28 protein-coding genes and 1 other annotated feature are annotated in these 25,388 nt (G+C 63.9%); of the genes, 6 read left to right on the forward strand and 22 right to left on the reverse strand.

The window, feature by feature from the left end:
- Nucleotides 1-6: 6 nt before the first annotated feature.
- Nucleotides 7-1,923 carry a molecular chaperone HtpG gene (htpG, locus tag OGM61_00195; protein ID UYI84523.1) on the reverse strand — a complete coding sequence of 639 codons (1,917 nt, stop codon included), beginning with the start codon at nt 1,921-1,923 and terminating at the stop codon, nt 7-9.
- A 203-nt stretch (nt 1,924-2,126) separates the two neighbouring features.
- On the opposite strand from htpG, the gene OGM61_00200 reads away from it, so the two are divergent.
- On the forward strand, nt 2,127-2,936 hold the full coding sequence (locus OGM61_00200; GenBank protein ID UYI84524.1) for an HAD-IIA family hydrolase: 810 nt from the start codon (nt 2,127-2,129) through the stop codon (nt 2,934-2,936).
- A gap of 344 nt (nt 2,937-3,280) precedes the next feature.
- Here OGM61_00200 and OGM61_00205 read toward each other — a convergent pair whose 3' ends face one another.
- Nucleotides 3,281-4,114 carry a glycerophosphodiester phosphodiesterase family protein gene (locus OGM61_00205; protein UYI84525.1) on the reverse strand — a complete coding sequence of 278 codons (834 nt, stop codon included), beginning with the start codon at nt 4,112-4,114 and terminating at the stop codon, nt 3,281-3,283.
- 149 nt (nt 4,115-4,263) lie between these two features.
- Between OGM61_00205 and OGM61_00210 the strand changes: the two genes are divergently transcribed.
- The 4 genes from OGM61_00210 (at nt 4,264) to OGM61_00225 (ending at nt 7,335) form a co-directional block, all read left to right on the forward strand.
- Nucleotides 4,264-5,820, forward strand: coding sequence for an MFS transporter (locus OGM61_00210; protein ID UYI84526.1), 1,557 nt, complete (start codon nt 4,264-4,266; stop codon nt 5,818-5,820).
- Nucleotides 5,821-5,851: 31 nt separating this feature from the next.
- On the forward strand, nt 5,852-6,373 hold the full coding sequence (locus OGM61_00215; protein UYI84527.1) for a hypothetical protein: 522 nt from the start codon (nt 5,852-5,854) through the stop codon (nt 6,371-6,373).
- 43 nt (nt 6,374-6,416) lie between these two features.
- Complete coding sequence (locus tag OGM61_00220; GenBank protein UYI84528.1) at nt 6,417-6,929, forward strand: hypothetical protein; 513 nt, start codon at nt 6,417-6,419, stop codon at nt 6,927-6,929.
- Nucleotides 6,930-7,023: 94 nt separating this feature from the next.
- On the forward strand, nt 7,024-7,335 hold the full coding sequence (locus OGM61_00225; GenBank protein UYI84529.1) for an MGMT family protein: 312 nt from the start codon (nt 7,024-7,026) through the stop codon (nt 7,333-7,335).
- 269 nt (nt 7,336-7,604) lie between these two features.
- Here the strand turns inward: OGM61_00225 and rplL are convergent, their stop codons facing one another.
- The 18 genes from rplL to OGM61_00315 form a co-directional block, all read right to left on the reverse strand.
- Nucleotides 7,605-7,979: a 50S ribosomal protein L7/L12 gene (rplL, locus tag OGM61_00230; protein ID UYI84530.1), complete on the reverse strand. Its 375-nt coding sequence runs from the start codon at nt 7,977-7,979 to the stop codon at nt 7,605-7,607.
- A gap of 39 nt (nt 7,980-8,018) precedes the next feature.
- Nucleotides 8,019-8,564, reverse strand: a complete 546-nt coding sequence (gene rplJ / locus OGM61_00235) for a 50S ribosomal protein L10 (GenBank protein UYI84531.1) — start codon at nt 8,562-8,564, stop codon at nt 8,019-8,021.
- Nucleotides 8,565-8,592: 28 nt separating this feature from the next.
- Nucleotides 8,593-8,720 (reverse strand) — a sequence feature (ribosomal protein L10 leader region).
- A gap of 213 nt (nt 8,721-8,933) precedes the next feature.
- Nucleotides 8,934-9,590, reverse strand: coding sequence for an MBL fold metallo-hydrolase (locus OGM61_00240; GenBank protein ID UYI84532.1), 657 nt, complete (start codon nt 9,588-9,590; stop codon nt 8,934-8,936).
- Between the two features lie 6 nt (nt 9,591-9,596).
- A complete protein-coding gene (gene murI, locus OGM61_00245; GenBank protein ID UYI84533.1) occupies nt 9,597-10,373 on the reverse strand; it encodes a glutamate racemase in 777 nt (258 codons plus the stop codon).
- A gap of 37 nt (nt 10,374-10,410) precedes the next feature.
- Nucleotides 10,411-10,656, reverse strand: a complete 246-nt coding sequence (locus OGM61_00250; GenBank protein UYI84534.1) for a hypothetical protein — start codon at nt 10,654-10,656, stop codon at nt 10,411-10,413.
- Between the two features lie 49 nt (nt 10,657-10,705).
- Entirely contained in the window at nt 10,706-12,616 is a 1,911-nt protein-coding gene (locus OGM61_00255) for an S-layer homology domain-containing protein (GenBank protein UYI84535.1), read from the reverse strand.
- A gap of 171 nt (nt 12,617-12,787) precedes the next feature.
- Nucleotides 12,788-13,228, reverse strand: coding sequence for a DUF523 domain-containing protein (locus OGM61_00260; protein UYI84536.1), 441 nt, complete (start codon nt 13,226-13,228; stop codon nt 12,788-12,790).
- The gene (locus OGM61_00265) at nt 13,225-13,809 is read right to left on the reverse strand and encodes a rhomboid family intramembrane serine protease (protein UYI84537.1); all 585 of its coding nucleotides are present in this window, start codon (nt 13,807-13,809) and stop codon (nt 13,225-13,227) included. The genes OGM61_00260 and OGM61_00265 overlap by 4 nt, the downstream gene beginning before the upstream one ends.
- The gene (locus OGM61_00270; GenBank protein ID UYI84538.1) at nt 13,806-14,693 is read right to left on the reverse strand and encodes an RluA family pseudouridine synthase; all 888 of its coding nucleotides are present in this window, start codon (nt 14,691-14,693) and stop codon (nt 13,806-13,808) included. Before OGM61_00270 ends, OGM61_00265 begins: the two co-directional genes overlap by 4 nt.
- Nucleotides 14,681-15,202, reverse strand: a complete 522-nt coding sequence (locus tag OGM61_00275) for an O-acetyl-ADP-ribose deacetylase (protein UYI84539.1) — start codon at nt 15,200-15,202, stop codon at nt 14,681-14,683. Before OGM61_00275 ends, OGM61_00270 begins: the two co-directional genes overlap by 13 nt.
- Nucleotides 15,199-17,583, reverse strand: a complete 2,385-nt coding sequence (locus OGM61_00280; GenBank protein UYI84540.1) for an ATP-dependent Clp protease ATP-binding subunit — start codon at nt 17,581-17,583, stop codon at nt 15,199-15,201. The genes OGM61_00275 and OGM61_00280 overlap by 4 nt, the downstream gene beginning before the upstream one ends.
- Nucleotides 17,584-17,622: 39 nt before the next feature.
- Nucleotides 17,623-18,336, reverse strand: a complete 714-nt coding sequence (locus OGM61_00285; protein UYI84541.1) for a CvpA family protein — start codon at nt 18,334-18,336, stop codon at nt 17,623-17,625.
- 37 nt (nt 18,337-18,373) lie between these two features.
- Complete coding sequence (locus tag OGM61_00290) at nt 18,374-19,471, reverse strand: DUF5711 family protein (protein UYI84542.1); 1,098 nt, start codon at nt 19,469-19,471, stop codon at nt 18,374-18,376.
- A 36-nt stretch (nt 19,472-19,507) separates the two neighbouring features.
- A complete protein-coding gene (truA, locus tag OGM61_00295; protein ID UYI84543.1) occupies nt 19,508-20,278 on the reverse strand; it encodes a tRNA pseudouridine(38-40) synthase TruA in 771 nt (256 codons plus the stop codon).
- On the reverse strand, nt 20,275-21,078 hold the full coding sequence (locus tag OGM61_00300) for an energy-coupling factor transporter transmembrane protein EcfT (GenBank protein UYI84544.1): 804 nt from the start codon (nt 21,076-21,078) through the stop codon (nt 20,275-20,277). Before OGM61_00300 ends, truA begins: the two co-directional genes overlap by 4 nt.
- Complete coding sequence (locus tag OGM61_00305) at nt 21,072-21,938, reverse strand: energy-coupling factor transporter ATPase (protein ID UYI84545.1); 867 nt, start codon at nt 21,936-21,938, stop codon at nt 21,072-21,074. The genes OGM61_00300 and OGM61_00305 overlap by 7 nt, the downstream gene beginning before the upstream one ends.
- A gap of 37 nt (nt 21,939-21,975) precedes the next feature.
- The gene (locus tag OGM61_00310; protein UYI84546.1) at nt 21,976-22,812 is read right to left on the reverse strand and encodes an energy-coupling factor transporter ATPase; all 837 of its coding nucleotides are present in this window, start codon (nt 22,810-22,812) and stop codon (nt 21,976-21,978) included.
- A gap of 15 nt (nt 22,813-22,827) precedes the next feature.
- Nucleotides 22,828-23,688, reverse strand: coding sequence for a class I SAM-dependent methyltransferase (locus OGM61_00315; GenBank protein UYI84547.1), 861 nt, complete (start codon nt 23,686-23,688; stop codon nt 22,828-22,830).
- A gap of 53 nt (nt 23,689-23,741) precedes the next feature.
- Between OGM61_00315 and OGM61_00320 the strand changes: the two genes are divergently transcribed.
- Entirely contained in the window at nt 23,742-24,398 is a 657-nt protein-coding gene (locus OGM61_00320; GenBank protein ID UYI84548.1) for a helix-turn-helix domain-containing protein, read from the forward strand.
- A gap of 80 nt (nt 24,399-24,478) precedes the next feature.
- On the opposite strand, the gene OGM61_00325 is transcribed toward OGM61_00320, so the two are convergent.
- Together OGM61_00325 and OGM61_00330 are read right to left on the reverse strand one after the other, a co-directional pair.
- Complete coding sequence (locus OGM61_00325) at nt 24,479-24,874, reverse strand: hypothetical protein (protein ID UYI84549.1); 396 nt, start codon at nt 24,872-24,874, stop codon at nt 24,479-24,481.
- A gap of 19 nt (nt 24,875-24,893) precedes the next feature.
- Nucleotides 24,894-25,208 (reverse strand): hypothetical protein, encoded by a 315-nt coding sequence (locus OGM61_00330; protein UYI84550.1) that lies wholly within the window; start codon nt 25,206-25,208, stop codon nt 24,894-24,896.
- Nucleotides 25,209-25,388 lie beyond the last annotated feature (180 nt).

Below are 25,388 nucleotides of genomic sequence, written 5' to 3' on the forward strand. Positions count from 1 at the left end.
ATCGGATCAGATGAGCGTGCAGACGAGCTCGGAATACGCGGCCGGATCCTCAAGCGGCTCGCCCGCGATGAGCAGCGCCTGCGCGTGCAGGATCTTGGCGACGCGGGCGGCCTTGTCCTTGTCGCCGGCGTCGAACGCTTCCTTCATGGCCTGATAGGCGTGGTGGTTGGCGTTGAGCTCGAGCACACGGATGGCGCGGATATCGGTCGGCGCGCCGGGCATGCTCTTGAAATAACGCTCCATCTCGAGCGTGACGCCACCCTCCGTGCTCAGGCACACGGCGCTGGACACGAGCTTATTCGACAGGCGCACGGACGCGACCTGGTCGCCGAGCGTCTCCTTGACGAAGTCGAGCAGATCCTTGTCCTCGGCCTGCTTGGCCTCGGTCTCCTTCTTCTCTTCCTCGGTCTCGAGGCCGAGGTCGTCGGTCGCAATGTTGCAAAACGGCTTGTCGGCGTAGGTCTTCATGGTGTCGACAAAGTACTCGTCGATCTGCGAGGTCATGCACAGGACATCGTAGCCCTTTTCATGCAGCTGCTCTGCCTGCGGCAGGCTGAGCAGACGCTTGACGTTCTCGCCGCAGGCGAAGTAGATCTTCGTCTGCTCGGCGGGCATGGCGTCGACATATTCCTTGAGAGAGACGAGCTTCGTCTCGCTCGTGTGGTAAAGCAGCAGGTCCTTGATCTCGTCGACCTTGTCGCCCGTCTCGGTGACGGCGCCGGCACGCAGCATCATGCCGAAGGCGGCGTGGAACTGCTCGTACTTCTCACGGTCGTTGGACATGAGCTTCGTCAGCTCGGACTTGATCTTCTTGCCGAGGTTCGTGGCGATGAGCTTGAGCTGGCGGTCGTGCTGGAGCATCTCACGCGAGATGTTCAGCGACAGGTCGGGCGAATCGACCACGCCGCGGGCAAACGCATAGCACGGCGGCAGGAGGTCGGTGCACTTGTCCATGATCATGACGCCGGAGCTGTAGAGCTCGAGACCGGGGTCGGATTCACGGGTGAACATGTTCGCCGGAGCCTTGGCCGGGATGAACAGCAGCGCGCGGTAGGAGATCAGGCCCTCGGCGTTGACGCGGATGACGGCCAGCGGGTCGTCCTTGTCGTGGAACTTGTCCTTATAAAACGCGATGCACTCCTCATCCGTCGCTTCCTTGCGGCTGCGCTGCCAGATGGGGACCATGCTGTTGATGGTCTGCTCCTCGGTCTTCGTGACCATCTCCATCTTCGGCTCGCCCTTTTCGTCCTTCTCGCCGGTGTCGACCCAGTCGCTCTGCTCGACGTCCATGACGATCGGCCAGCGGACATAGTCGGAATACTTGCGGATGAGCATCATGAGCTTCCAGTTTTCGAGATAGGTGGAGTACTTCTCGCCGGACTCGTCTTCTTTGATGTGCATGATGACGTCCGTGCCGACGGTGTCCTTCTCGGTCTCGGTGATGGTGTAGCCGTCCGCGCCGGTGCTGACCCACTGGTAGGCCGTGTCGCTGCCGTAGGCGCGGGTGACGACCGTGACCTTGTCGGCGACCATGAACGCGGAATAGAAGCCGACGCCGAACTGACCGATGATGTCGATGGCGGCGTCCTCCTGCGCGTTCTCGCCGAGGCCGTCCTTGAACTTCAGCGAGCCGCTGCGCGCGATGACGCCGAGGTTGCTGTCGAGCTCCTCCTTCGTCATGCCGATGCCGTTATCCGACACCGTGATCGTGCGCGCGTCCTTATCCGGGGTGACGCGGATCTTGAAATCGCTGCGCGCCATGCCCACGTTTTCATCCGTGAGCGACTGGTAGCAGAGCTTGTCGATCGCGTCCGAGGCGTTCGAGATGATCTCGCGCAGGAAGATCTCCTTGTGCGTGTAGATCGAGTTGATCATCATGTCGAGCAGTTTTTTCGACTCGGCCTTGAATTGTTTCTTTGCCATATCTATGCCTCCAAAAATTTTATTACACCTTCAGATCCGCACCGGCCTGCATGCAACAGCGGCCCACGGTACAGATTTTAATATTATAGCACATCGGCCGTTTTTTTCAACACCTGCCGCCAGAATAATTGGGATTGTGCTGCCCGTTTTTCATGGTATAATAGGGTGTTAAGAAAAAAATAAGATTCTGTGAGGTGGCTCCCATGAACGATCTGAAAGACCTGCTCGATGCGCGCCTGTTCCTGCTGGACATGGACGGCACGCTCTACCTCGGGGACGATGTGTTCCCCGGCGCGGTCGACTTCATCCACACGCTGGCCGATACCGGACGGCAGTACATTTACCTGACCAACAACTCCTCGCGCGCGGGCACGGACTACATCACGCGCCTGCGGCGTCTGGGCTTCCCGTGCGAGGCTGAGAACGTGTTCACCTCCGGCATGGCGACGGCGCTGTACCTCAACCAGCACTATGCGGGCAAACCCGTGTACCTCGTCGGCACGCAGGCGTTCCGCCGCGAGCTGCTCAGCTACGGCATCCCGCTCGTGGACGACGGCGCGGAGATCGTCGTGGCCGGGTTCGACACCGAGCTCGTGTACGAAAAGCTCGACAAGGCCGTGCACTTCCTGCGCCGCGGCGCGACCTTCATCGCCGCCAACCCCGACTGGGTCTGCCCCATGCCGGCCGGCGAGGTGCTGCCCGACTGCGGGAGCATCTGCGCGCTGCTGACCGCTGCCTCCGGCGTGCAGCCGACCTACATCGGCAAGCCGAACCGCAACATGGTCGACGTCATCTCGGCGCAGACCGGCGTGCCGAACGCGCAGATCTGCTGCGTGGGCGACCGGATCTACACCGACATCGCCGTGGCCGTGAATGCGGGCGCGCAGAGCGTGCTCGTCATGTCCGGCGAGACGGACGAGGCGATCCTCAAAGCGTCCGACGTGCAGCCGAAATACGTCCTGCGCGACGTGGCAGAGCTGGCGCAGATCCTGCGCGGCGGCGCAACGGCGTAAAAAAATTCAAAAAACGTTTGAAAATCGCTTGACATATTCGGACACAAATGTTAGGATGTGTTCAGTAAACATCGTTTTTGCAAATGATGTTGCGAATCCCTCGTTTGTGTTCTCTCTTCCACTTTGCAGCGTCCGGGTCTGCATCCGCCGCGGACGTGCAAGCACAAGCAAACAACAGCAGCCACGCCGGCGAACGCCGGTGTGGCTGCTGTTGCTTTTTCATCGTGTGTAAACGTGATACATGAGGTACTGGCGGAAACCAAAACGCTTCCACCTCATCCGCCTGACGGCGATGCAAAGATCTCATCCGAGGCGGGCCTTGCCCCCTCGGGCTCCCCCACGGCTCAGATATCGGCGCGGAACCATGCGCCGGGGCGATAGTGCTCGAAGATGACGATGTCATAATCGCGCTCGTGCGTCCAGGCGCGGCTCGTCCAGCCGGCGCGCGCGGCGCCCATGGCCTCACACAGGCGCACGCTCAGCGGCTTCGGCCCGATCTTGTAGGCGATGAACTGCGGGCGGGCGATCACGTTCGTGAGCACGTTTCCGACGATGGCGGCCGCGGGCTTATTGAGCGCCTTGCCGTAGTCCTTCGGCGGCTGGCTGAGCTGGCCGCGCAGGATATCGGGCGCGTTGCGCCGGAACCACGCGACGATCGTGGGGTCAAAGCTCTCGACGCAGTACGGCCCGCCGTAAGTACGCAGGGCGGCGAGCGTCAGCGCGCACAGGCGGCGGTTATTGTGCCCGCGCTTGACCTCGAGCAGCAGCGGCACGCGGCCGCCGAGGGCGGTGAGCGCCTCGGCAAAGGTCGGGATGACGCAGTCGGTATCGCCGAGGCGCAGCGCGCGCAGCTCGGCGAGCGTGAAATCATCAATGACGCCCGGCACGCCGCACATGCGCTCGAGCGTATCGTCGTGGAACACGACGAGCTGGTCGTCCGCCGTCAGGTGCACGTCCATCTCGACGGCGTAGCCCGCCTCGGCCGCGGCGCGGAAGGCCGGGAGCGAGTTTTCCGGCACGGTGCCGTCCTCGGTGTGCAGGCCGCGGTGCGCATAATTGCGGTACAAAAACGGGGCTTTCTGCGCGCGCGTGGCGCGGCCCGGCGCGACGAGAAACGCAAACGCACCCGCGCAGGCGGCGGCCGGTGCGACGATCTTGCAGGCAGTTTTCCAATTCATAACGAGTCCTCCTTTCGGCGGCGCGGACCGCCGGTTTGCTTTGTCCTTATTAAACAACAATTTCTGCTTTTCGTCAAATGCCTGTTGAATTGCCGGGCAAGGTATTGTAGAATGAGACAAATCCGATAGAGACTGATGGAGGTAACCCTGTGAAGCTCAACTACAAGCGCACCATCTGCGTTGGCTTTGCCTTTTTCCTGATCTGCGCCTTCTGGCAGGCGTATGACAACACCATCCCGCTGATCCTGACGAACAAGTTCGGCATGTCGCAGGCGTGGTCCGGCGTCATCATGGCGCTCGACAACATTCTGGCGCTGTTTCTGCTGCCGCTGTTCGGCGCGATCTCCGACAAGCACACCGGCAGGCGCGGCCGCCGCACGCCGTTCATCGTCTTCGGCACGATCGTCGCGGCCATCGCGTTCATCAGCCTGTCGCTCGTCGACGATGCGCAGCTGAAAAACATCGACGCGGCCGCCGCCATCGACGATCCCGCCGCGCTGCGCGTCGTGTACCAGCAGGAGGCCGACCGCACGCTCAAGACCCCCGACGGCGAGACGTTCGTGCTCGAGGACACGTTCACCGAGGACGAATTTGCCGCCATCACAAGTCAGGTCACAAACGCCGAGGGCAAGACCGTGACGAACCACGACTACACGAACTATGTCGTGCCCGCGCGCCAGGCCTATGCCCACCAGACGACCGTGCAGCACCCCGGCGCGCTCATCGGCTTTATCGCGCTGCTGCTCGTCGTGCTCTTGGCCATGGCCACGTTCCGCTCCCCCGCCGTCGCGCTCATGCCCGATGTTACCATCAAACCGCTGCGCAGTAAGGCGAATGCCGTCATCAACCTCATGGGCACTGCCGGCGGTATCCTCGTGCTGGCCATCGGCATGGCCTTCGCCACGAGCTCCGTGCGCAACTCGCTCATGAGCTACACGGCGTACTTCGCCGTGATCGCGGGCATCATGCTGGTGGCGCTGCTGATCTTCCGCCTGACGGTCAACGAGCCGAAGTTCGTGACCGAGATGCAGGCCGACAGCAAGCGCTTCGGCATCGATAACGGCGACAGTGACGACGCGCCCGCAGGGTCTGGCAAGCTCGGCAAGGCCGAGCGCCGGTCGCTCATCTTCCTGCTGCTGTCGATCGTGCTGTGGTTCTTCGGCTACAACGCCGTGACGTCGAAATACTCCGTCTACGCGAGCAACATCCTGCACAAGGACTACAACCTCACGCTCATGCTCGCGCAGGCCGCCGCCATCGTGGCGTACCTGCCCGTCGGCATCGTCGCGTCCAAGATCGGCCGCAAGAAGACCATCCTCGGCGGCGTCGTGATGCTGGCCGTCGCGTTCGGCGTGGCCGCCTTTCTCAACGCCGAGAGCCCCACGATGCTCATGAACGCCATGTTCTGCCTCGCCGGCATCGGCTGGGCCACCATCAACGTCAACTCGTTCCCGATGGTCGTGGAGATGTGCTCCGGCAGCGACGTCGGCCGCTACACCGGCTTTTACTACACGGCCAGCATGGCCGCACAGGTCGTCACGCCGATGTTCTCCGGTTTCCTGATGGACAAGCTCGGCATGACCGTGCTCTTCCCCTACGCCGCCATCTTCGTGGCCGGCGCGTTCGTGACGATGCTCTTTGTGCGCCACGGCGACAGCCGCCCCATCCCCGCCAAGGGCCTTGAGGCGCTCGACGTGGACGATTGACCGAAATTCACATTTGGAGGATGCAAATACTATGGAACGTCTGACCCGCAAACTGAAAAAGGGCGGCTACTCCGCCAACCGTCACTCCGAGGCCCAGCTCACCGAGCGCCTTGACCAGCTCAAGGGCGTGCACAAACAGTGGCTGCAGGACGTGTCGGATATGATGACCGGCATGAAGCAGAGCGAGGCCGCCGGGCAGGCCGGCGCGCTCACGCTCATGATGCTGCAGGCGGGCTACGCCGCGATCGTGCGCATCGGCCGCCGGTTCGAGAGCGCGTGCCCCGTCGAGGGCAGCGGCGACAACACCGCCACGGCGCTCGGCAAGCTCGAGGATCTGTACGAGCAGTGCGTGTCCGAGCTTGAGGACGTGAAGGAAGGGCTCGAGGAGTGCCGCGAGAACGGCTTCACGGACGACCTGGCCTATGACGAGCTGATGGTGACGAAGCTCGGCATCTCGCAGCTCATCAAACAGTTCGACATCGCCACCGGCTACGCCGAACCGGATCCGAAGCCGTATCAGTACCAGCCGAAAACGGACACACCGGCCGAATGAGCCGCTGTCATATTTCAAGAGAAAGAAAAGGAGACCCACCAACATGAAACGTACCTTTACCGCCATTGTCTGCACGCTGCTGCTTGTGGCCGTGCTCGCCGGCTGCGGCAGCACCAACCCGTTTGACGCCGCGGCCAAGACCTTCTCCGACGAGGGCATGACGATCACGCTCACGAGCGACTTCAGCAAGCAGTCCATGGACGGCTACACCGTGTGCTACGCCGCCAAAACGGCCGCCGTGTTCGCCCTGCACGAGACGAACGATCAGTTCGCCGCCGCCGGACTCAACGACGTGACGCTCGAGCAGTACGCCGCGCTCGTCATGCAGAACAACAGCAGCCGCAACCCCGTCGCGGGCGACGACATCAACGGCTGCCCGACGATCCTCTATGACTTCTACAACGAGGATAAGGACGTCGAGTACCGCTACCTCGCCGTGATGTATCAGGCGGACGACGGCTTCTGGCTCGTGCAGTTTGCGAGCGCGAAGGACGATTTTGACACCTACGAGCCGAGCTTCGTGGAGGCTGCCAAGAGCGTCAGCTTCGGCGCATAAGCGCAGCGGATCCGGCACAAACCGGCCGGCAGCGTGTTTGCTGCCGGCCGGTCCGGTTTTTGGGCGGATGCCCATATGGAAAGGAGGCTGCGCGATGGCAGCGGCGACAGACGAACGGCTGATCTATGAGATCCTCTCCGCCGTGGGCGAGATCCCGGAGGGAAACGTTGCGACCTACGGGCAGATCGCGCGGCTGATCGGCCGGCCGAAAAACGCGCGGCTGGTCGGCCGCGTGCTCAGCCAGGCCGAGCGCTACGGCGACTATCCGTGCCACCGCGTGGTGGATCACAGCGGGCGGCTCGTGCCCGGCTGGGACGCGCAGGCGGCGCTGCTCGCGCGCGAGGGCGTGACCCTGCGCGACGCGCAGCACGTGGACCTGCGGCGATACCAGTGGCAGTGCGAATGAAAGCGCAAGGCCCTCCGCACCGGGTGGAACGGAGGGGTTTCAGCGAGTCAAAAAAGCCTCGCAGAGGTGGCCTCCCGCAGGCGGCAAAAAAGTGCAATCATTTTCTCTCACGACATGTGCGTGAGAGAAAATACTTTTCAGGCTGCAAGTGTGGACTTTGTGCGCAGCAGACTGCAAGCCTTTTGGCGGAAAACCTTTATGGTTTTCCGCCATACGCAAAAAACCTCCGTGCCGAGCGGCACGGAGGTTTTTGACTGTGTAAGGGTCGATTACTTGAGTTCGACAGAAGCGCCGACTTCCTCGAGCTTCTTCTTGAGCTCCTCGGCCTCGTCCTTGGAGACCTGCTCCTTGATGGCGCAGGGGACGCCCTCGACCTTCGCCTTGGCTTCCGCCAGGCCCAGGTTGGTGATCTCACGGACGGCCTTGATGACCTTGATCTTCTGATCGCCGAAGCCGGTCAGAACGACGTCAAACTCGGTCTTCTCCTCGGCGGCAGCAGCAGCGCCGGCCACCGGAGCGGCGGCAACAGCAGCGGCGGCGGAAACGCCGAACACATCTTCGATCTCGTGCACGAGCTCGGACAGCTCGAGGACGGACATAGCCTTGATCTCTTCGATCATAGCAGTGACTTTTTCGCTAGCCATGGTAATTTTCCTCCTAAATAGTTAAGTGAAGTGGTCGCCTTATTCGGCGGCGGGAGCTTCGGCCTCGGCAGGTGCGGCGGCGCCGCCCATCTGCTCGACGACCTGGTTCAGGCAGACGGCCAGACCCGTGATGGGGGCCAGCATCGTGCCCAGGACCTTGGAGTACAGCGCATCCTTGTTCTGGAGCTGCGCGATCTCCGCGATCTCAGCGTCACTGAGGACCTTGCCCTCGAGGAACGCGCCCTTGACGATGAACTTCTCGTCCTTCGCCATCTTTTCGCTCATGTCGTGGATCATGCGGATCGGGACGATCGGATCGGCCGTGCTGGTTGCGAGCGAAGTCGTACCATTGAGCAGATCACTCATTGCCTCGAGACCAACGTCCTTGAGCGCAAAGCGGGTCAGGGTGTTTTTGACGACGGAATACTCCACGTCATTCTGACGCAGCTCGGTGCGCAGCTTGGTGTCTTCATCGACGGTGATGCCCTTGTAATCGACGAACACGCCGGCGCTGGCGCCCTTGAGCCGCTCGGCCAGAGCAGCGACGATCGCCTGCTTCTCGCTGAGAACTTTTGCGTTCGGCATAGTGTGATTTCACCTCCGTGTGAAAGATACACGCCCAAAAAAATTTCCGCGGCCAAAGCCCCGGAAACAGAAAAAGAAACATCATAATGGATGCATCCTCGGCAGGATTTCCGCGGTCAAGCCACCTGCTGTCTTTGGAGCGCTATAATAGAATACCAGATGCGCCCGCGCGTGTCAAGCATTTTTCTCGCGGCGGCGCGGTTTTTTTAAAAGGAGATGGCCCCCGGAGGAGTACCGGAGGCCATCGCAAAAAAATCCCACAAAAAAACTTTTACCCTAAACTGCTGCGATTAGTCTGGCATAATTTTACACGTGTGTCAAGCCTTTTCGCGGCGATCCGCGCCCCGGCGGATGCGGCCGTCGCGCCGCTCACCAGTCCATGCTCCCGAGCCCCTCGCCGAGCGACATGCCGCAGCGGCCGTGGCCGGGATAGAGCGTGAGCGCGGGCGGCAGCGCGCGCAGAAACGGCACGGTCCTGTCCATGAGCACGGCGGCGTCGCCCCCGCGCAGGCGCGTAATGACGGCAAAGCCCGGCACGAGCGAGTCGCCGCTGAAAAAGGCGTCCGGCCCGATGCGGTAGCACGCGCTGCCGCGCGAATGGCCGGGCGTGGCGTAGCCCTCGAGGTGCAGCGCGCCCCAGTCGAGCGCGATGTGATCGCCGAAGGTCATGTCCGGGGCATACGTCTCGGTCTTGAGGTGCAGGCCGCGCAGAAAGTCACGTGCCTCCGCCCCGCGCGACACGCTCAGCGCCGCGAGCAGCACAGGCGTCGTGTTGCCGGGGTTGCGCAGCCAGGGGGTGCAGTTTTCCTGCCAGAGGGTGCGCGCCGAGAGCGCGCGCTGCATCCGGCCGAGGCCGGAGATGTGGTCGATGTGCTCATGCGTGAGCACGATCAGCGCGTGATACCCCTGCAGGCGCTGCATGGTCGCCTCGTCCGGCCAGGGGTCGAGGACGATCGCGTCGCGCCCCTGCGTGACGACGTACATATTGGAACCGATGGGTGGAAAGGGAATGCGTTCGATCTGCATAGGCCGTCAGTCCTCCCGGGGCAGGGCGAGCAGCCGGCGGCTGAGCGGCAGCTCGGACGGGAGGCTGTTTTCCAGCGTGACGGCGCCGTGGCTGCCGCCGCGGACCCAGCCGCGGCGCACGAGTTGGCGCAGCGTTTCGCGGGCGGTGCCGTCGCTGCCGTCGTAGAGCGTAACATTGCCGCCGAGGGCGGCGCGGATGGCCCGGCGGGCGAACGGGAAGTGCGTGCAGCCGAGCACGGCCGCATCCACGCGGCCGGCATACGGGCCGAGCTGCCGCGCGAGGTAGGCCGTGAGCGCGGGGGAATCGAGCTCGCCCCGCTCGACGAACTCCACCAGCTCCGGGCACGGCAGCGGCACGATCTCGGCGCAGCCGGCGCAGCCGGCGCACTGGTGCATGAGCGCGACGAACTTCTCCTCCCGCAGCGTCAGCGGCGTGGCCAGCACGAGCACGCGCCGGTGGTGCGCCACGGCGGGCTTGAGCGCCGGCTCGATGCCGATGACGGGGATGTCCGGAAAGGCGGCGCGCAGCGGGCCAATGGCCGCGCTCGTGGCCGTGTTGCAGGCGATGACGGCGGCCTTGATGCCGCGGTCATACAGCCGGCCGATGACATCCTGCGTCAGGCGGCGGACCTCCGCGACCGGGCGCACGCCGTAGGGGGCGTTGGCCGAGTCGCCGAAATAGAGAAAGTCCTCCCCCGGCAGGCGCTGCACGAGCGCGCGCAGGACACTGATGCCGCCGAGGCCGGAATCAAACACCGCGATCGGAAGCTCCGTCCGCTCCATGGTACGCCCTCCTTCCCGAATTTCGTACAGAATGTATCTATTGTACCACATTCGGCGCAGTTTTCAAGTCAGGCGATGGCGCGCCGCCGGGCACGTCCGTGCACAGTTGGTGCGTGAGCAGGATGGAAAGCGTCTGGTTGCAGGCGATCATGGACGCGGCGACAGCCGTGCAGAGCAGGGCGCCGAAGGGGGTGATGCGCCGGCTCATGCGCGCGATGCCCGCCCTGGCCGTGTCGAGCAGGCCGGTGGCCTGAAAGATGCCAGAATAGGCCGCCGAAAGCATGAAAACATCCCCCGGAGCAGACGCTCTGGGGGATGCGTTTTTGTACGGCTTACTTGTTCCAGGGGTTGGCCGGGTCGGGGTCCGTCGGGTCCCAGCCGCGGTTCGGGCTGGAGATGTCCAGCCACGGGGCGGACGGCTTCGGCACGGGGAGAGACGAGGCGTTGTAGATCGACACCGTGGTGCCGAGCGGGCAGTTGTCGTAGATCCACTTGGCGTCCGCCACCGTCAGGCGCACGCAGCCGTGCGAGCAGACCGTGCCGAGCTGGTTATACAGCCGGTAGGACAGGTCGTTTTTATTCGGGCTGTTGTACGGCGAGGAGTGGAAGAGATAGTTTCCTGTGATCTGCGTGCAGTACTGCCCCCAGCAGCCCTGCAGCGGATGCCAGGCTGCCTTGAACGGCGTGCGGAACGTGCCGATCGGCGTGGTCCGGCCGGGGCCGCAGACGAAGGCGTGATGGAGGATGGAGTAATTGCCGCTCTTATCGAGACCGTACACGAGCACCGTGCACTGGTTGCGCACGACCTCGAGCTTGTACGGATACTGCGCGCGCTGGAGCTGCGCATACTCCGCGTCCGTATAGTTGTTGACCGGGACGACGAACGTGGTGCGGATCACGTCCGTGCCGCACAGGAAGAGGATCTCGACCGTGTGCCGGGAAGGCATGTCGCGCTTCCAGACGGACTCTTCCACGTGGAAGCCCGGCGTGATGGACTTGCCGTCGAGCGTGTAGTGGCGCGTGGGCTGCTGCACGCCGTCCACATACCAGATGAGGGTCGCCTCGCCCGGTGTGGTCTGATATTCCGACGGGAAGTAACGGTAGGTCACGTACAGGTCGACGGCTCGGCATTCCGGAGAGAGCGCGGGCACGGGGTCGGTCACGACCTTGCCGACGCCGCGGAGCATGGGGTCATACTCCGAAGCGGTCTTGTCGGCAGCGAGCGTGACGGTGCAGCCGCGCGCGAGCAGGCGCACAAGGCCGGCATGGCCGGTGCCTGCGACCGTCGTGTCCTCAGCCGCGACGGTGAGCGTGTCGACCGTGCCGCCGACGGTAACGGTGCCGTTCGGGTCGGTACGCACGACGAGCGTGCCGGTGATGTTCATGCCGCCGAGGTCACGCCCGGCAGGGCCGCCAAGGTAGAGCGTGCCGGTGAAGGCGTCCGCCGTCAGGGGCGCGGCGCCGTTATAAATGACGCGGCCGGAGGCCGGGAGCGCAGCGGCATCGGAGCAAAACTGCAGGCCGAGGTTATAGAGCATCTGCGCGATCTCAGCGCGGGTGATGCTGGCCGTGGGGTACAGGCTGCCGTTATCGCCGTTGACAATGCCGGCCTTGACCAGGCCGCCCACCTTGGCGACCGCCCAGCTGCCGACGGACGAAGCGTCCCGAAACGCCTGAATGTCGGCGGCCGTACCGTCGGGCACGGCGAAGGCGCGGGCGATGACGACCATCGCCTCCTGGCGCGTGATACTGCGGTTCGGCCCCATCGTGCCGTCACCGTAGCCGTTGAAGATGTTCATCTGCGCGGCGGTGCTCAGCTCCGAATAGTACCAGGCGGTGGTGCTGACATCGGTAAAATGCGCAATGTCCTTGCCCGCCGTGCAGCCAAAGACACGCACGAGCATGGCGGCCATCTGGGCGCGCGTGGCGTTGTCATTCGGCATCATGTTGCCGCTGGGATCGCCGAGCAGGATACGGTGATCGCAGGCAAAATCCAGCGCCGCCTGATACCACGGGCCGGATGGCGTCGGTACGGGCGAAGGCTCGGGCGAGGGCTCGGGCGTCGGCTCGGGCGAAGGCTCAGAGCTTGGTTCCGGGCTGGGTTCGGGATCGGTCGTGGGCGTCGGCTCCGTTACGGAGGCGGTGGGCTGCACGGGGTCAGGCTCTGCGGCGACGACCGGCACGACGGCCAGCGTCAGCACGCACGCAAGCACGAGCAGCAGAGACAAAAGGCGTTTGCGCATGGTTTTCTCCTCCCTGTTTTCCTGTGGGGTGTGCGATAATCTCATTATACCGGACGGCGGTGATTTTTCAACATATTTCCCGGCGATTTCAACTTTTTTAAGTTTTTATGACATACAAAAAGCAGCGCGCCGGACAGCACGCTGCAAGTTTACATAATTCAGTTTACATAATTACAGACTCAGCAGCTCCGCAACGTCGTCCTCCCCGTAGACACGGATGCCGTGCGCGGACAAAAGCGCCGCGGTGACGCCGTCGCCGGGCACACGTGTGCCGGTGAACGTGCCGTCGTAGATCTCCCCTTTGCCGCACGAGGGGCTGCGCTGCTTGAGCAGGGCGGCCGTGCAGCCGAAGCGCTGCGCGAGGGCGAGCGTCTGCTGCGCGCCGCGGGTGTAGGCGTCCGTGACGTCGGCGCCGGTGCGCGCAACGACGCGGCTGCCCAGCCGCTCGGACGGGGCGCGCGGCGTCGGCAGACCGCCGAGCTGCTCCGGGCAGGCGGGCACGAGTGTATGCCGGGCCATCAGTTCGCGCAAAACGCTGTCAGGAAGGCCCTTGGACGCGCCGTCATACCGGCAGGCGACGCCGAGCAGGCAGGCACTGACGAGAACAGTCATCGCGCGCCACGCTTTCCGCGGCTCCACGTGAAGCCGAAGATCATGCCGAGCACGCCGCCTGCGATGTGCGTGAGCTGGGCGAGGCCGGCCGTGCCGGTGACGGCCTGAAAGATCTCGCTGCCGAGGTAGAGGATGAGCACAAGGATGAGCGTGAGCGGGATCGTGCCGGTGCGCATGCCGGCGAACGACGCGAGCACGATGAGCATGAACACGACGCCGGACGCGCCCATGAGCGCGCTGTTCGGGAAGAAGAACCACAGCACCAGCCCCGTGACGAGCGCCGTGAGCGCGATGGCGAGCAGGATGCGCTTGCCGCCGAAGCGCTCCTCCGCCGTCGGGCCGACGACGAGCAGCATGACGATGTTGCTGCAGTAGGCAGCAAAATCCGGGTGGCCGAGCACGTGCAGGAAAAAGCGCGGATAGGTCAGCCAGTCCGTCAGCGGCGAGCGGTAGACGCAAAAGAGGTTCTGCGTCGTCCAGCCGTTGGTGAGCTTGCCGAGGCCGAGCGCGAGCAGGCTCAGCAGCGCGAACGTGAGGATGACGGGCGAATTATACAGGATCGTGATGGAGCGTTTCTTCATAAGTACCTCTCAAAACCAAACACGCGCAGGTCGTCCGGGACCGGCGCGGTGATGTGCAGGAGCTGCCCAGTGACGGGCTGCGTAAGATCGGCCGCGGCCGAATGCAGCGCGGGGCGCGCGAGCAGGGACGCATCGCCGCCGTAGAGTGCATCGCCGAGCAGCGGATGGCCGAGCGCGGCGAAGTGGACGCGGATCTGGTGCGTGCGGCCGGTGCGCGGCGTGACACGCAGGAGCGTGTACCCGTCCCGCTCGGCGAGCACGGTGTAGTCCGTGACGGACGGCTGGCCGTCCGGTAATATGGCGCGGCGGGTCGTGCCGTCGTCCGCGCGGGCGATGGGCAGGTCGATCGTGCCGCTTACCGGCAGGCCAACGCCGCAGGCAACGGCGAGATACGTGCGCCGGAAGCCGTCGGTGTGCAGCACGCGGCGCAGCCGGTCGTGCACATAGCCGCTGCGGGCGACGAGCATGACGCCGGACGTGCCGCGGTCGAGCCGGTTGACGGGGTGAAAAACGGCGTCCGGGCCGAGATAGGCGGCCAGCGCGTTGGCGACCGTGGGGTCGCCGCGGTCGTATCCGCCGTGCACGGCCATGCCGGCGGGCTTATTGAGCGCGAGCAGGTCGGCGTCTTCATACAAAATGTCCAGCGGCACGGCCACGGGCGTGAAGCGGCCGCCGGAGCGCTTGTCGTCGATGCGCACGGTGAGGGTGTCCCCCGCCGCGACGCGGTCGACGGTGCGGGCGTGCGCGCCGTTGAGGCAGATGCCGTCCGGCACGGTCTTGACGCGGGCGATCGCCCCGTCGGCCATGCGCAGTTCACGCCGGAGCAGGCTCCTGACCGTGCGGCCTGCCTGCTCCGGCGTGACGGTGAGCGTCAGCCGGCGCATTCCTGCGCGGCCAGCGCGGCGGCGTATGCGGCGCGGGTGCGGCTGTCAAAGCAGACCATGCGCACGCGCGTGATCTCGGGATGGTCGGCGAGGTAGGCCGTGATCTCGCGCACGGCGATCTGCGCCGCCTGAGGCAGCGGGAAATGGTAGATACCCGTGCTGATGGACGGGAAATCGACCGTATGGCAGCCGTTCTCGCTCGCAAGGCGCAGGCAGTTGCGGTAGCAGCTGGCCAGCAGCTCGGGCTCGCCGTGCTGCCCGTCGCGCCAGCGCGGGCCGGGCGTGTGGATAACGTGGCGCGCCGGCAGGCGGTAGCCGCGGGTGATCTTCGCCTCGCCGGTGCGGCAGCCGTTGAGGCCGCGGCACTCGTTGAGCAGGCCGGTGCCGGCGGCCATGTGGATGGCCCCGTCCACCCCGCCGCCGCCGAGCAGCGAGCAGTTGGCGGCGTTGACGATGGCGTCGACATCCGACTTCGTGATGTCGCCCTGAATAATTTCCAAACGGTTCATGCGTTGACCTCCCTGTCGTTGATGGTGACGGTGATGTGATCGTCCTGCGCGTCGATGCCGATGTCTCCGGCGGCCTTGCGCCGGGCGACGATGGCGGAAGCGATGGCGTCCTCCACGTCGCGCTGGATGGTGCGGCGCAGGTTGCGCGCGCCGTAGGTCTCGCTGTAGCCCTTACGGACGAGGTAGTCGATGACGGCGGGCGTCCAGTGCAGGGTCATGCCGCGCTCGGCCATGGCAGCGCGCACTTCGTCGAGCATGAGGGCGGCGATGGCGCGGAAGTTTTCCTCCGTGAGGTGGTTAAAGTAGACGATCTCGTCGATGCGGTTGAGAAACTCCGGACGCAGGAACTCATTGAGGGCGCGCTGCGCGCGCTCGCGGCTCTGATCGTCCGTGCTCAGGCCGAAGCCGAGCGCGCCGGTGCGCGTGTTGCTGCCGGCGTTCGTGGTCATGATGATGACCGTGTTTTCAAAATTCACGGTGCGGCCCTGCGCGTCCGTGATGCGGCCGTCGTCGAGGATCTGCAGCAGCAGGTTCATGACGTCCGGGTGCGCCTTTTCGATCTCGTCGAAGAGGACGACGGAGTACGGGCGGCGGCGGATCTTCTCCGTGAGCTGGCCGGCCTCGTCATAGCCGACGTAGCCCGGGGGCGAGCCGATCATGCGCGAGACGGAAAACTTCTCCATATACTCCGACATATCCAGCCGGATGAGCGACTCGGGCGCGTGGAAGAGCTCGTCGGCGAGGCGCTTGACCAGCTCCGTCTTGCCGACGCCGGTGCCACCGACGAACAGAAAGCTCACGGGCTTGCGCTTGGCCTGCAGGCCGACGCGGTTGCGCCGGATGGCGGCGCAGACGGTGTCGATGGCCTGATCCTGGCCGACGATGTGCGCGCGCAGCCGGTCGCCGAGACCGGCGAGCTGCTCGAACTCATCGGCGCGGATGCTCGCGGCCGGGATCTTCGTCCAGAGCTCGATGATGCGCGCGAGGTTATCCGCCGTGAGCTCCGGGCGGCCCTTGGCGCGCAGGGCGTCGAGCTCGGTCTGCAGCTGCATCTCGCGGCTGCGCAGCTCGGCGATGCGCTCGTAGCGGCGGTCGAGCTCCTGCTCGTCATACTCGTCGCCGGTCTTCGGCGGCGCGGAGGCAAGCAGCTCGCGCTCGCGCGCGTAGTCGCCGATCTCCTTTTCGACCTCGTCCGCGCGGATGAGGTCGGGGTTTTTCAGGTTCACGTCCGAGCAGGCCTCGTCGATGAGGTCGATGGCCTTGTCGGGCAGGAAGCGGTCGGTGATATAGCGCTCGCTGAGCACGACGGCCAGACGGCACATGTCGTCCGGGATGACGACGCCGTGGAAGTCCTCGTAATAGCGGCGCACGCCCTTGAGGATCTCGACGCTGTCGTCGATGCTCGGCTCGGCCACCGTGACGGGCTGGAAGCGGCGCTCGAGGGCCGCGTCTTTTTCAATGTGCTTGCGGTACTCGGCGAACGTCGTCGCGCCGATGACCTGGATCTCGCCGCGCGAGAGCGCCGGCTTGAGGATGTTGGCAGCGTTCATGCTGCCCTCGGCGTCGCCCGCGCCGACGATGTTGTGCACCTCGTCGATGACGAGGATGATGTTGCCGACGCGGCGGATCTCCTCGATGAGGCCCTTCATGCGGCTCTCGAACTGGCCGCGAAACTGCGTGCCCGCCACGAGCGCCGTGAGGTCGAGCAGGTAGACCTGCTTGTCGCGCAGCTTATAGGGCACGTTGCCCTCCGCGATGCGCTGGGCGAGGCCCTCGGCGATGGCCGTCTTGCCGACGCCGGGCTCACCGATGAGGCAGGGGTTATTCTTCTGGCGGCGGTTGAGGATCTGGATGACGCGCTCGAGCTCCTCGGCGCGGCCGACCATGGCGTCGAGCTTGCCGTCGCGCGCGCGCTGCGTGAGGTCGATGCAGTAATTATTCAGGAACTTGAGCTTGCGCGGGGCAGCGCCGCGCTTATCGGCCGCGCTGCCGTCGGCGTGCGGCGGCTCGGACGCGGCGGCGGCAGCGTCCTGTGCCGGGGGCGGGTTCTGGTTGAAGAGGCGGTTGAGAAACGGGAAGGTCGCGGTCTTGCCGTCATCCTCGTCGGTGTCGGCATCGGAAGCGTCGGCATCCGCATCGGCCGCACCGTCGCCGCCGAGCATGCCCATGCTGCCGAGCATTTCCGCCACGTCGCCGGTGAGATTGTCGAGATCGGCGTCCGAGATGCCGAGCTTTTCCATCATCTCATCGACGGGCTTGATGTGCAGCTCGCGCGCGCAGCGCAGGCACAGGCCCTCATTGTGGGACTCTCCGTTTTCGATTCGTGTGATAAAGATCACCGCTACGTTTTTCTTGCAGCGGGAGCAGAGTGTAGGCTGCATAGACTGGTTCTCCTGTTCGATAGATTCCGTACGCGCCGGTCACACGCCCACGCCGAGCGTGAGCACGTCGATGGCCTGCAGCGCTTTTGCCAGGGCGGTGTGCGCGAGGGTGTCGCGGCCGATGACGGGCCCGGCAAACTGCAATGCCCAGCACAGCAGGATGCCGAAGCACACGCCGTTGACCGCGCCGAAGGCGGCGCCGCCAATGTCGTTGAGTTTCTCCCGGTTCGGGAGCTGAAAGGCCAGGTTCGGCAGGTTGCCGATCGCGGCCAGAATGAGCAAAATGAGCAAAAAGCCGACGGACGTGACGAGCACGTAGCACAGCCGCGCGCAGTAGACCTGCGTCATGGCGGCGCGCAGCGTGATGTCCTGCTCGTCGCGCATGGCGAGCGCGGCGCTGGCCATGCGCCGCGCCGGCCGGCCGGTGACGCCGGCGGCGGCAAAGCACTGCTCGGCGTATTCCTGCGCGGTGTCGGGATGCGCGGCGACCCAGTCCTCGCCCGAGAGGCCGGCGTCGTTATCCGGCAGCTCCGTGGCGACCACGTCGAGCTGGCCCTCAAAGTACCCGCCGGCAAACGGCTCCGCCACCGGCAGGAGCCGGTCGGAAAACAGGCCCGCGAGCAGCGCCGCGCCGTAGAGCGCGACGACGATGGCGGCAAGCTGCGCGGCACTGAGGATCAGCCCGCGGCGGTAGCCGCTCCAGACGGCGGCCAGAAAAATGGCGGCAAGCACCACTGTCAATACGATCTTCATGGGTGTATCCCTGTTCTTTCTCTCTAGACTGCGGGGGTCAGAAGGCGAGCACCTCGGCGCTCGAGCCGCTCAGGAGCAGCGCCGCGCCCCGGCGCAGCAGCACCGAGCGGCGGACGCCGAGCAGGTTCTGCTCGACGGACTTGATCTCATCGAGCTGCTGGTTATAGAGCGTGAGCCGGTCGCTGTACTGCACGAGCACCTGCTTGCCGTTAACCGACAGGCTCGTGACGGCGCCGGTGGTCTCGCACTTACCGAGTTCGCTGCCGGAGGCATTGACCGTGACGAGCTGCTCGGCGCTGCCGGAGCGGTAGCGGCTGAGCGCGAGGGTGACAAAGCCGTCGCCCTCGGCGGCGTAGTCATACAGATACAGGTCGCCAAAGGGGTACTCGGCGGTGAGCTTTGCGTTATCGTCAAAGAAGGCCAGGCGCGTCTGCGACACGCAGCAGACCTTGCCGCCGCGCCAGAAGAGGTCGGCAAAGAGCTCGTCGGCGCACGCGGCGCTGCCGCGCTCGTCTTCGCTCGTGAGCGCGAACGTGTGCACGACACTGCCGGAATCCTGCAGGCAGAGCGCGGCGAGATACTTCCCGTCCGGGCTCACGGCGGCGCGCACAAGGTAGCCCGTGCCGGAATACCAGACATAGACGGCCTTGCCGGAGGTGTCATACACCGTGACGGCGCCCTTATAGCCCGCGGCGTCCGAGCAGACGGCGAGATAGCCGCTGTCGCTCAGGTCGGCGCTGATGATCTCGCCGGCGGGCTCGATATCGGTCTTATTGCCCTTGAAGTCCGCCACGCACAGCGTCGTGCCGCCGATGTCATAGGCGCACACGCGCTCGCCGCCGACGGAGATGCCCGGCTGCGAGAGCGTGAAGATCTCGTGCAGGACGGTCTTGCCGTTTTCATCGAGCAGCTGCAGGCCGCTCGAGGACACGACCGCAAGGCGGCTGTCCACCGTGCGGAAGGTGCGGCTGGCGCTGGAGTCGAACGTGTAGGGCGCGCTGTCGTCCAGATAGTCGCTCGCCGAGCCGGGCCGGTCGCGCAGCAGCAGATACAAAAACAGCAGCACGGCCAGCACGCACACCGCCACGATGACGGTCTGCCGCAGCCTGGGATTGTGTTTTGGGTGGTCGTTCATGGACATTCCTCCCCTATCCGCCGGGCGGATGTGGTGTCAGGCCTGATTCATCATATCGCCGACGGCGCCGTCGTACCACACGCGGTTGAGATACAGCCCCTGCGGGGGCATGGTCGGCCCTGTGAGCCGCCGGTCGCGCGTGGCCAGCAGCGCCGGGATGGCCTCCGGCTCGATCTTGCCGTAGGACGCATAGACCATGGTGCCGACGATGGCACGCACCATATTATACAGGAAGCCGTCGGCGCAGACGGCGATGGAGATGAGCGGGCCGTCGCGCTCGGCACGGCACCAGTGCACCGTGCGCACGGTCGTGCGCGTCTCGATGCCGACGGAGCGCACGGCGGCAAAGTCGTGCGTGCCCTCAAAGGCGCGGCCGGCGCGCGCGAGGCGCGCAAAATCCAGCGGCTGCGGATAAAAGCAGACGCGGTGCTCCAAAAACGCATCGCGGATGCGGGAATTGTAGATCTGATAGACGTATTCTTTCTGGATGCACGAGCCGATGGCATTGAAGTCCTCCGGCGCGGCAACGGCATCGACCACGGCAATGTCCGCCGGGAGGCGGGCATTGACCGCGAGGGGCACGCGGTCGATCGGGATCGTGCAGTCGGTGCGGAAATTGGCGCAGTAGCGCTTAGCGTGCACGCCCGCGTCCGTGCGGCCGCAGCCGACGACCTTGATCGGCTCGCCGCAGACCTTCGTGAGCGCGCGCTCGAGGGTCTCGGCGACGGTGACGTCCGTCTTCTGCACCTGCCAGCCGTGATAGGCCGTGCCGTCATACTGCAGGCGCAGGGCGATGTTGCGCCTCACAGGCCGAACCTCGCCAGCACGATGACCCCGGCAAGCACGAGTGCGCTCCAGACCATGGCAAGCGTGTCGCGCGTGCACCAGGTGAGCTGCTTCATGCGCGTGCGGCCCTCGTCGCCGTGATAGCAGCGGCACTCCATGGCCACGGCCAGCTCGTCCGCGCGGCGGAATGCCGACACGAACAGCGGCACGAGCAGCGGCAGCAGCGCCCGGGCGCGCTGAAAGAGGTTGCCGGTCTCAAAATCGGCGCCGCGCGCTTTCTGCGCGGACATGATCTTGTCGGTCTCCTCGATGAGCGTGGGGATGAAGCGCAGGGCCATGGACATCATCATGCTCATCTCGTGCACGGGCACTTTGAGCTTTTTGAGCGGGCCGAAGAGGATCTCCATCGCATCGGTGAGCGCGATGGGCGACGTGGTATACGTCAGCAGGAACGTGCCAGCGATGAGCATCGTGATGCGCAGGACCATGAACACGGCGCGCACGAGGCCCTCATAGGTGATGGTGATCTTCCAGAAGGACACGAGCTCGCGCCCGGGCGTGAAGAAGATATTGAGCACGGCCGTGAGCGCGATGATGATCCACAGCGGCTTGAGCCCGCGGAGGATAACTTTCAGCGGGATGCGCGAGAGCGCGATGCACACGCCCGTGACGATGAGCATGACGGCGTAGGACACGTAGCTTTGGGCCGTGAACAGCGCCGCGATATAGACGATGGTCAGCAGGAACTTGCAGCGCGGGTCGAGCCGGTGCACGATACTGCTGCCGGGGAAAAACTGGCCGAGGGTGACGTCCTTCAGCATACGCCCGCCTCCTTCCCGACGGCGAGCAGCGCGTCCGTAAGCTGCTCGAGCGTATAGATCGACGGCGGGAGCGCAACGCCCCGGTCGCGCAGCGCCTGCGCGATGCGCGCACTCTGCGGCACGTCAAGGCCGATATCCAGCAGCTCCTGCGTGTGGGCAAAGACCTCCGCCGGCGCGCCGTCGAAAGCGACGTGCCCGGCGTGAAAAACGATGAGCCGGTCGGCGATGCGCGCGGCGTCGTCCATGCTGTGCGTGACGAGCAGGACGGCCGAGCCGGTCTCGCGCCGGTAGGCGGCGATGTTTTCGAGCACGCCACGGCAGCCCGCGGGGTCAAGGCCGGCCGTGGGCTCATCGAGGATGAGCACCTGGGGGCGCATGGCGATCACGCCGGCGATGGCGATGCGGCGCTTCTGCCCGCCGGAGAGCTCGAGCGGCGAGCGCTCGAAGAGCGACTCGTCCACACCGGCAAAGCGCGCGGCCTCGCACACGCGGGCATCGACCTCCTCCGTGGAGAGTTTGGCGTTTTTCGGGCCGAAGGCGATGTCCTGATACACCGTCTCCTCAAAGAGCTGGTGCTCGGGATACTGAAAGACGAGGCCGACCTGAAAGCGCACGTCGCGCGTGGCGGCCTTGCTGCGGTGGATGTCCTCCCCGTCGAAGAGCACGGTGCCGGACGTGGGCGCGAGCAGACCGTTGAGGTGCTGGATGAACGTGCTCTTGCCGGAGCCCGTGTGGCCGATGATGCCCACGAACTGCCCGGCGGGGATGGCGAGATCAATATCGTCGATGGCGACTTTTTCAAAAGGCGTTCCGGCGCTGTAGACGTGCCGGAGATGATCCGCCCGGATGATTGGCGTCATAATTTCGTTTCCTTTATCTATCGGTGAAGATCGGTGGTTACGGTTTCAGAGCGGCAGCGACGGCGTCCGCACAGTCGGACACCGTGAGCGCGTCGAGCGGCACGTCCATGCCGTGCGCGCGCAGCGCATGCAGCAGCCGGACGGTGACGGGCGCGGTCAGGCCCTCCCGTTTCAGCAGATCGACCTGCGAGAAGACCTGCTTCGGCGCACCGTCGGCAACGACGGCGCCGTTCGAGAGCACGATGACGCGGTCCGCGCCGACGCACTCTTCCATATGGTGCGTGATGAGCACGACCGTGATGCCCTGCTCGCGGCAGAGCTTCGTGGCCGTGTCGATGACCTCGCGCCGGCCGGCCGGATCGAGCATGGCCGTCGGCTCGTCGAGCACGATGCACTTGGGCTGCATGGCGATGACGCCCGCGATGGCCACGCGCTGCTTTTGCCCGCCGGAGAGCAGGTGCGGCGCGTGCAGGCGAAAATCATACATGCCGACCTGCTTGAGCGCGGCATCCACCCGCGCGCGTATTTCCTGCGGCGGGACGCCGAGGTTCTCGGGCGCGAAGGCCACGTCGTCCTCGACGACGTTGGCGACGATCTGGTTATCGGGGTTCTGAAAGACCATGCCCACCGTGGCGCGCACGGGCAGGAGATTGTTCTCGTCGGACGTGTCCATGCCGTCGACGTACACCTTGCCGCCGGTCGGCAGCAGGATGGCGTTGAAGTGCTTGGCGAGCGTGCTCTTGCCGGAGCCGTTGTGCCCCAGCACAGCCACGAACGAGCCGCGCGCGATCTCAAGCGAGAGGTCGCCGAGCGTGGGCCGCTCCTCGCCGGGGTAGGTAAAGGTCAGATGTTCGGTTCGTAAGATCGGTTCCATGGTGTTCCTTTCCGCTCAGCGCTCCCAGCGGCAGGCCGCCCCGCACGGCAGCACGAGACCGGACGCCGCGACCGGCAGGCCCAGCTCCTGCGATTCACTGCGGCCGCCGAAGCGCCGGGTGAAAATGCTCTCCGAGAGATACGTGAGCACCGACGGGCTCAGACCCGTGGTGTAGGAATTGATGATGACAAAGAGCGGATCGTCCGACAGCACGCCGGACACCAGCTCCACAAACGGCCAGAGGTTCGTCTCGAGCTTCCAGACCTCGCCGCCCGGACCGCGGCCGTAGCTCGGCGGGTCCATGATGACGGCGTCATAGCGGTGGCCGCGGCGGATCTCCCGCTCGACGAACTTGCCGCAGTCGTCCACGATCCAGCGGATGGGCCGGTCGGCCACGCCGGAGGCGGCGGCGTTTTCCTTGCCCCAGGCGACCATGCCCCTGGCAGCGTCCACGTGGCACACGCTCGCCCCGGCGGACGCGCACGCGACCGTGGCCGCGCCCGTGTAGCCGAAGAGATTGAGCACCGAGACCGGGCGACCGGCCGCGCGGATCTTCGCCATGGCGTAATCCCAGTTGGCGGCCTGCTCGGGGAAGATGCCCGTGTGCTTGAAGTTCATGGGCTTGACGCGGAACGTCAGGTCCCGGTAGCGGATGTCCCAGCTCGGCGGGAGGGTGCGCTTGTCCCAGCTGCCGCCGCCGGTGTGGCTGCGGCTGTAGCGCCCGTCGGCCGTGCGCCAGCGGGGGTCGGTGCGCGGCGTGTCCCAGATGGCCTGGGGGTCCGGGCGCACGAGGGTATATTTGCCCCAGCGCTCGAGCTTTTCACCGCGTGAACAGTCGAGCACCGCAAAGTCCTGCCAAGAATCCGAAATCCACATAGCTGCTCCTCTTGTCCGGCGGAGAGAACCGTGCAGTTCCAGTGTGCGCCGGAATGGTGATACTTAGACAGTGTATTATAGCATCAAGTGCCGCAATGGTCAATGTGTCCTTCGGGTTTGTCGAAAAGAATTTGCAAAACCTACTTAACCACACGAAAAACGCAATGCAAAAAGTAAATTGCTTTACTTTGCGCTGTTTTTCTTACATAATAGTAGACAAGAAGCAAGGTCGTAGTAAATTCTTTTCAGTGAGGGAGTTGGTGCTGACCATGAGCATAGGAAATCAAATATCAGCAATTCGTAATGAGCAGCAATTAACGCAAGAACAGTTTGGTGAGTTATTCCATGTTACAAGACAGACGGTTTCGAATTGGGAAAATGAAAAGAGTTATCCGGATTTACAGATTCTCATAGCAATGAGCAATCAATTTGATGTATCGCTTGATACATTACTGAAGGGGGATTCCAAAATGGTAAAAGCTATTGACAAGGAGCGCGTATTGGGAAAAATAAAGCATGAGAAATCACTCGTAGACTTCTTTACGGGTGCTGGTACAGGACTTGTTGCCTCTTGCTTTCTCTCGTCAGCGTCAACAATTAGGACTGTAGTAATGATTGTTGGCTTTGTCATGATAGGCATTGGTTGGTATAAAAGGGCTAAATCCGATAAAGAAGTGTTTAAGTATATGGAGGAGCGCGGACAGGAGTGACTTTATATGAGCATTTCTCTACTGTGCCATTAAAAAGATGCCCCTGTGAGGATTGACCTCACAGGGGCTTTCTTATTTTCTCAGGCGCTGAGAGTGCCGTTTCGTAGTGCCTCCACCAGCAGCAGCACTTGCCATTTGGGGATGGTGTACTCGTTGCCATCCAGCAGCAACAGCCAGTATACCTGCCGCTCCAGTAGCAGGGTCTTGTCCGCGTTCCATCGCTTGATGCCGACCTCGTAGACACCATCTCCCGACAGCTCCACATCGAACCGTCGGCCTTTCGGTGTCTTTGGCGGCCACTGGTATTGCAGGAACTTGCGGGCAAAGCGGTACTTGGGGTCTGGACCCATGATGCGGGACACATAGGGATACGCCCGCGTGTTGGGGATATGCGGCACGAATATGGAGTAGCCCCAGTACCAAATGTCATCGTCGTCCTCACACAGAGGAGCATTATTTCTGTGGCTCGTGTCCATCGGAGTTGCCCTCTGCCACCTACGACTCAAACCCCGGCGGCGTCAGCTTCCGAAGGATTTCCGCCGCTTCCTCGGCGGTGTAGTGATTGTAGAGGCCTGCTGACGGATTACTCTTTTCCTCATAGAGTATGTTTGCGATTTCAAGGTTTTCCTCGTCACCCATGTTACGAGCCTTGTTTCGCAAGCGTCCCAGTTCACGAAGCTCTACTTCTTCAACAGAGAGCTCACCAGAAAGGATTGCCTTTTGCCTGTCGCTGTAAAACGGCGCGAAGGGTGCCACATAGTCTGGACTATCCTTATTCGTGTAAAGGAAATGCGGCGTACCTTTTTTCATAAAAACACCTCCTGTCATAGAAAATTCTACAACAGGAGGTGCGTGCTTTGTAGCACATAACTTTGAAAATGCAGTCTTTCTTTTTTTGATGCTGAAAGCACAATCATTCACTTATGGAACGACCACGCTTCCTTCCCTCAATCCCACATCAAATCTTAGATATCCGGGCCGTCCAGAGGG

It is taken from the genome of Clostridiales bacterium (assembly GCA_025757645.1).
Lineage (GTDB): Bacteria > Bacillota > Clostridia > Oscillospirales > Oscillospiraceae > CAG-103.

Excerpts from the sequence above, each read along its gene's own strand:
- OGM61_00270 (UYI84538.1), bottom strand. The coding sequence starts at position 14,693 with ATGCGCCGGCTGACGCTCACCGTCACGCCGGAGCAGGCAGGCCGCACG.
- OGM61_00320 (UYI84548.1), top strand. The coding sequence starts at position 23,742 with ATGGTGATACTTAGACAGTGTATTATAGCATCAAGTGCCGCAATGGTC.
- OGM61_00285 (UYI84541.1), bottom strand. The coding sequence starts at position 18,336 with ATGAAGATCGTATTGACAGTGGTGCTTGCCGCCATTTTTCTGGCCGCC.
- OGM61_00305 (UYI84545.1), bottom strand. The coding sequence starts at position 21,938 with ATGACGCCAATCATCCGGGCGGATCATCTCCGGCACGTCTACAGCGCC.
- OGM61_00315 (UYI84547.1), bottom strand. The coding sequence starts at position 23,688 with ATGTGGATTTCGGATTCTTGGCAGGACTTTGCGGTGCTCGACTGTTCA.
- OGM61_00220 (UYI84528.1), top strand. The coding sequence starts at position 6,417 with ATGAAACGTACCTTTACCGCCATTGTCTGCACGCTGCTGCTTGTGGCC.
- OGM61_00205 (UYI84525.1), bottom strand. The coding sequence starts at position 4,114 with ATGAATTGGAAAACTGCCTGCAAGATCGTCGCACCGGCCGCCGCCTGC.
- OGM61_00280 (UYI84540.1), bottom strand. The coding sequence starts at position 17,583 with ATGCAGCCTACACTCTGCTCCCGCTGCAAGAAAAACGTAGCGGTGATC.
- OGM61_00310 (UYI84546.1), bottom strand. The coding sequence starts at position 22,812 with ATGGAACCGATCTTACGAACCGAACATCTGACCTTTACCTACCCCGGC.
- OGM61_00255 (UYI84535.1), bottom strand. The coding sequence starts at position 12,616 with ATGCGCAAACGCCTTTTGTCTCTGCTGCTCGTGCTTGCGTGCGTGCTG.
- rplJ (UYI84531.1), bottom strand. The coding sequence starts at position 8,564 with ATGCCGAACGCAAAAGTTCTCAGCGAGAAGCAGGCGATCGTCGCTGCT.
- OGM61_00200 (UYI84524.1), top strand. The coding sequence starts at position 2,127 with ATGAACGATCTGAAAGACCTGCTCGATGCGCGCCTGTTCCTGCTGGAC.
- OGM61_00330 (UYI84550.1), bottom strand. The coding sequence starts at position 25,208 with ATGAAAAAAGGTACGCCGCATTTCCTTTACACGAATAAGGATAGTCCA.
- OGM61_00265 (UYI84537.1), bottom strand. The coding sequence starts at position 13,809 with ATGAAGAAACGCTCCATCACGATCCTGTATAATTCGCCCGTCATCCTC.
- murI (UYI84533.1), bottom strand. The coding sequence starts at position 10,373 with ATGGAGCGGACGGAGCTTCCGATCGCGGTGTTTGATTCCGGCCTCGGC.
- htpG (UYI84523.1), bottom strand. The coding sequence starts at position 1,923 with ATGGCAAAGAAACAATTCAAGGCCGAGTCGAAAAAACTGCTCGACATG.
- OGM61_00225 (UYI84529.1), top strand. The coding sequence starts at position 7,024 with ATGGCAGCGGCGACAGACGAACGGCTGATCTATGAGATCCTCTCCGCC.
- OGM61_00275 (UYI84539.1), bottom strand. The coding sequence starts at position 15,202 with ATGAACCGTTTGGAAATTATTCAGGGCGACATCACGAAGTCGGATGTC.
- OGM61_00215 (UYI84527.1), top strand. The coding sequence starts at position 5,852 with ATGGAACGTCTGACCCGCAAACTGAAAAAGGGCGGCTACTCCGCCAAC.
- OGM61_00250 (UYI84534.1), bottom strand. The coding sequence starts at position 10,656 with ATGCTTTCGGCGGCCTATTCTGGCATCTTTCAGGCCACCGGCCTGCTC.
- OGM61_00300 (UYI84544.1), bottom strand. The coding sequence starts at position 21,078 with ATGCTGAAGGACGTCACCCTCGGCCAGTTTTTCCCCGGCAGCAGTATC.
- OGM61_00290 (UYI84542.1), bottom strand. The coding sequence starts at position 19,471 with ATGAACGACCACCCAAAACACAATCCCAGGCTGCGGCAGACCGTCATC.
- OGM61_00325 (UYI84549.1), bottom strand. The coding sequence starts at position 24,874 with ATGGACACGAGCCACAGAAATAATGCTCCTCTGTGTGAGGACGACGAT.
- OGM61_00260 (UYI84536.1), bottom strand. The coding sequence starts at position 13,228 with ATGACTGTTCTCGTCAGTGCCTGCCTGCTCGGCGTCGCCTGCCGGTAT.
- rplL (UYI84530.1), bottom strand. The coding sequence starts at position 7,979 with ATGGCTAGCGAAAAAGTCACTGCTATGATCGAAGAGATCAAGGCTATG.
- OGM61_00240 (UYI84532.1), bottom strand. The coding sequence starts at position 9,590 with ATGCAGATCGAACGCATTCCCTTTCCACCCATCGGTTCCAATATGTAC.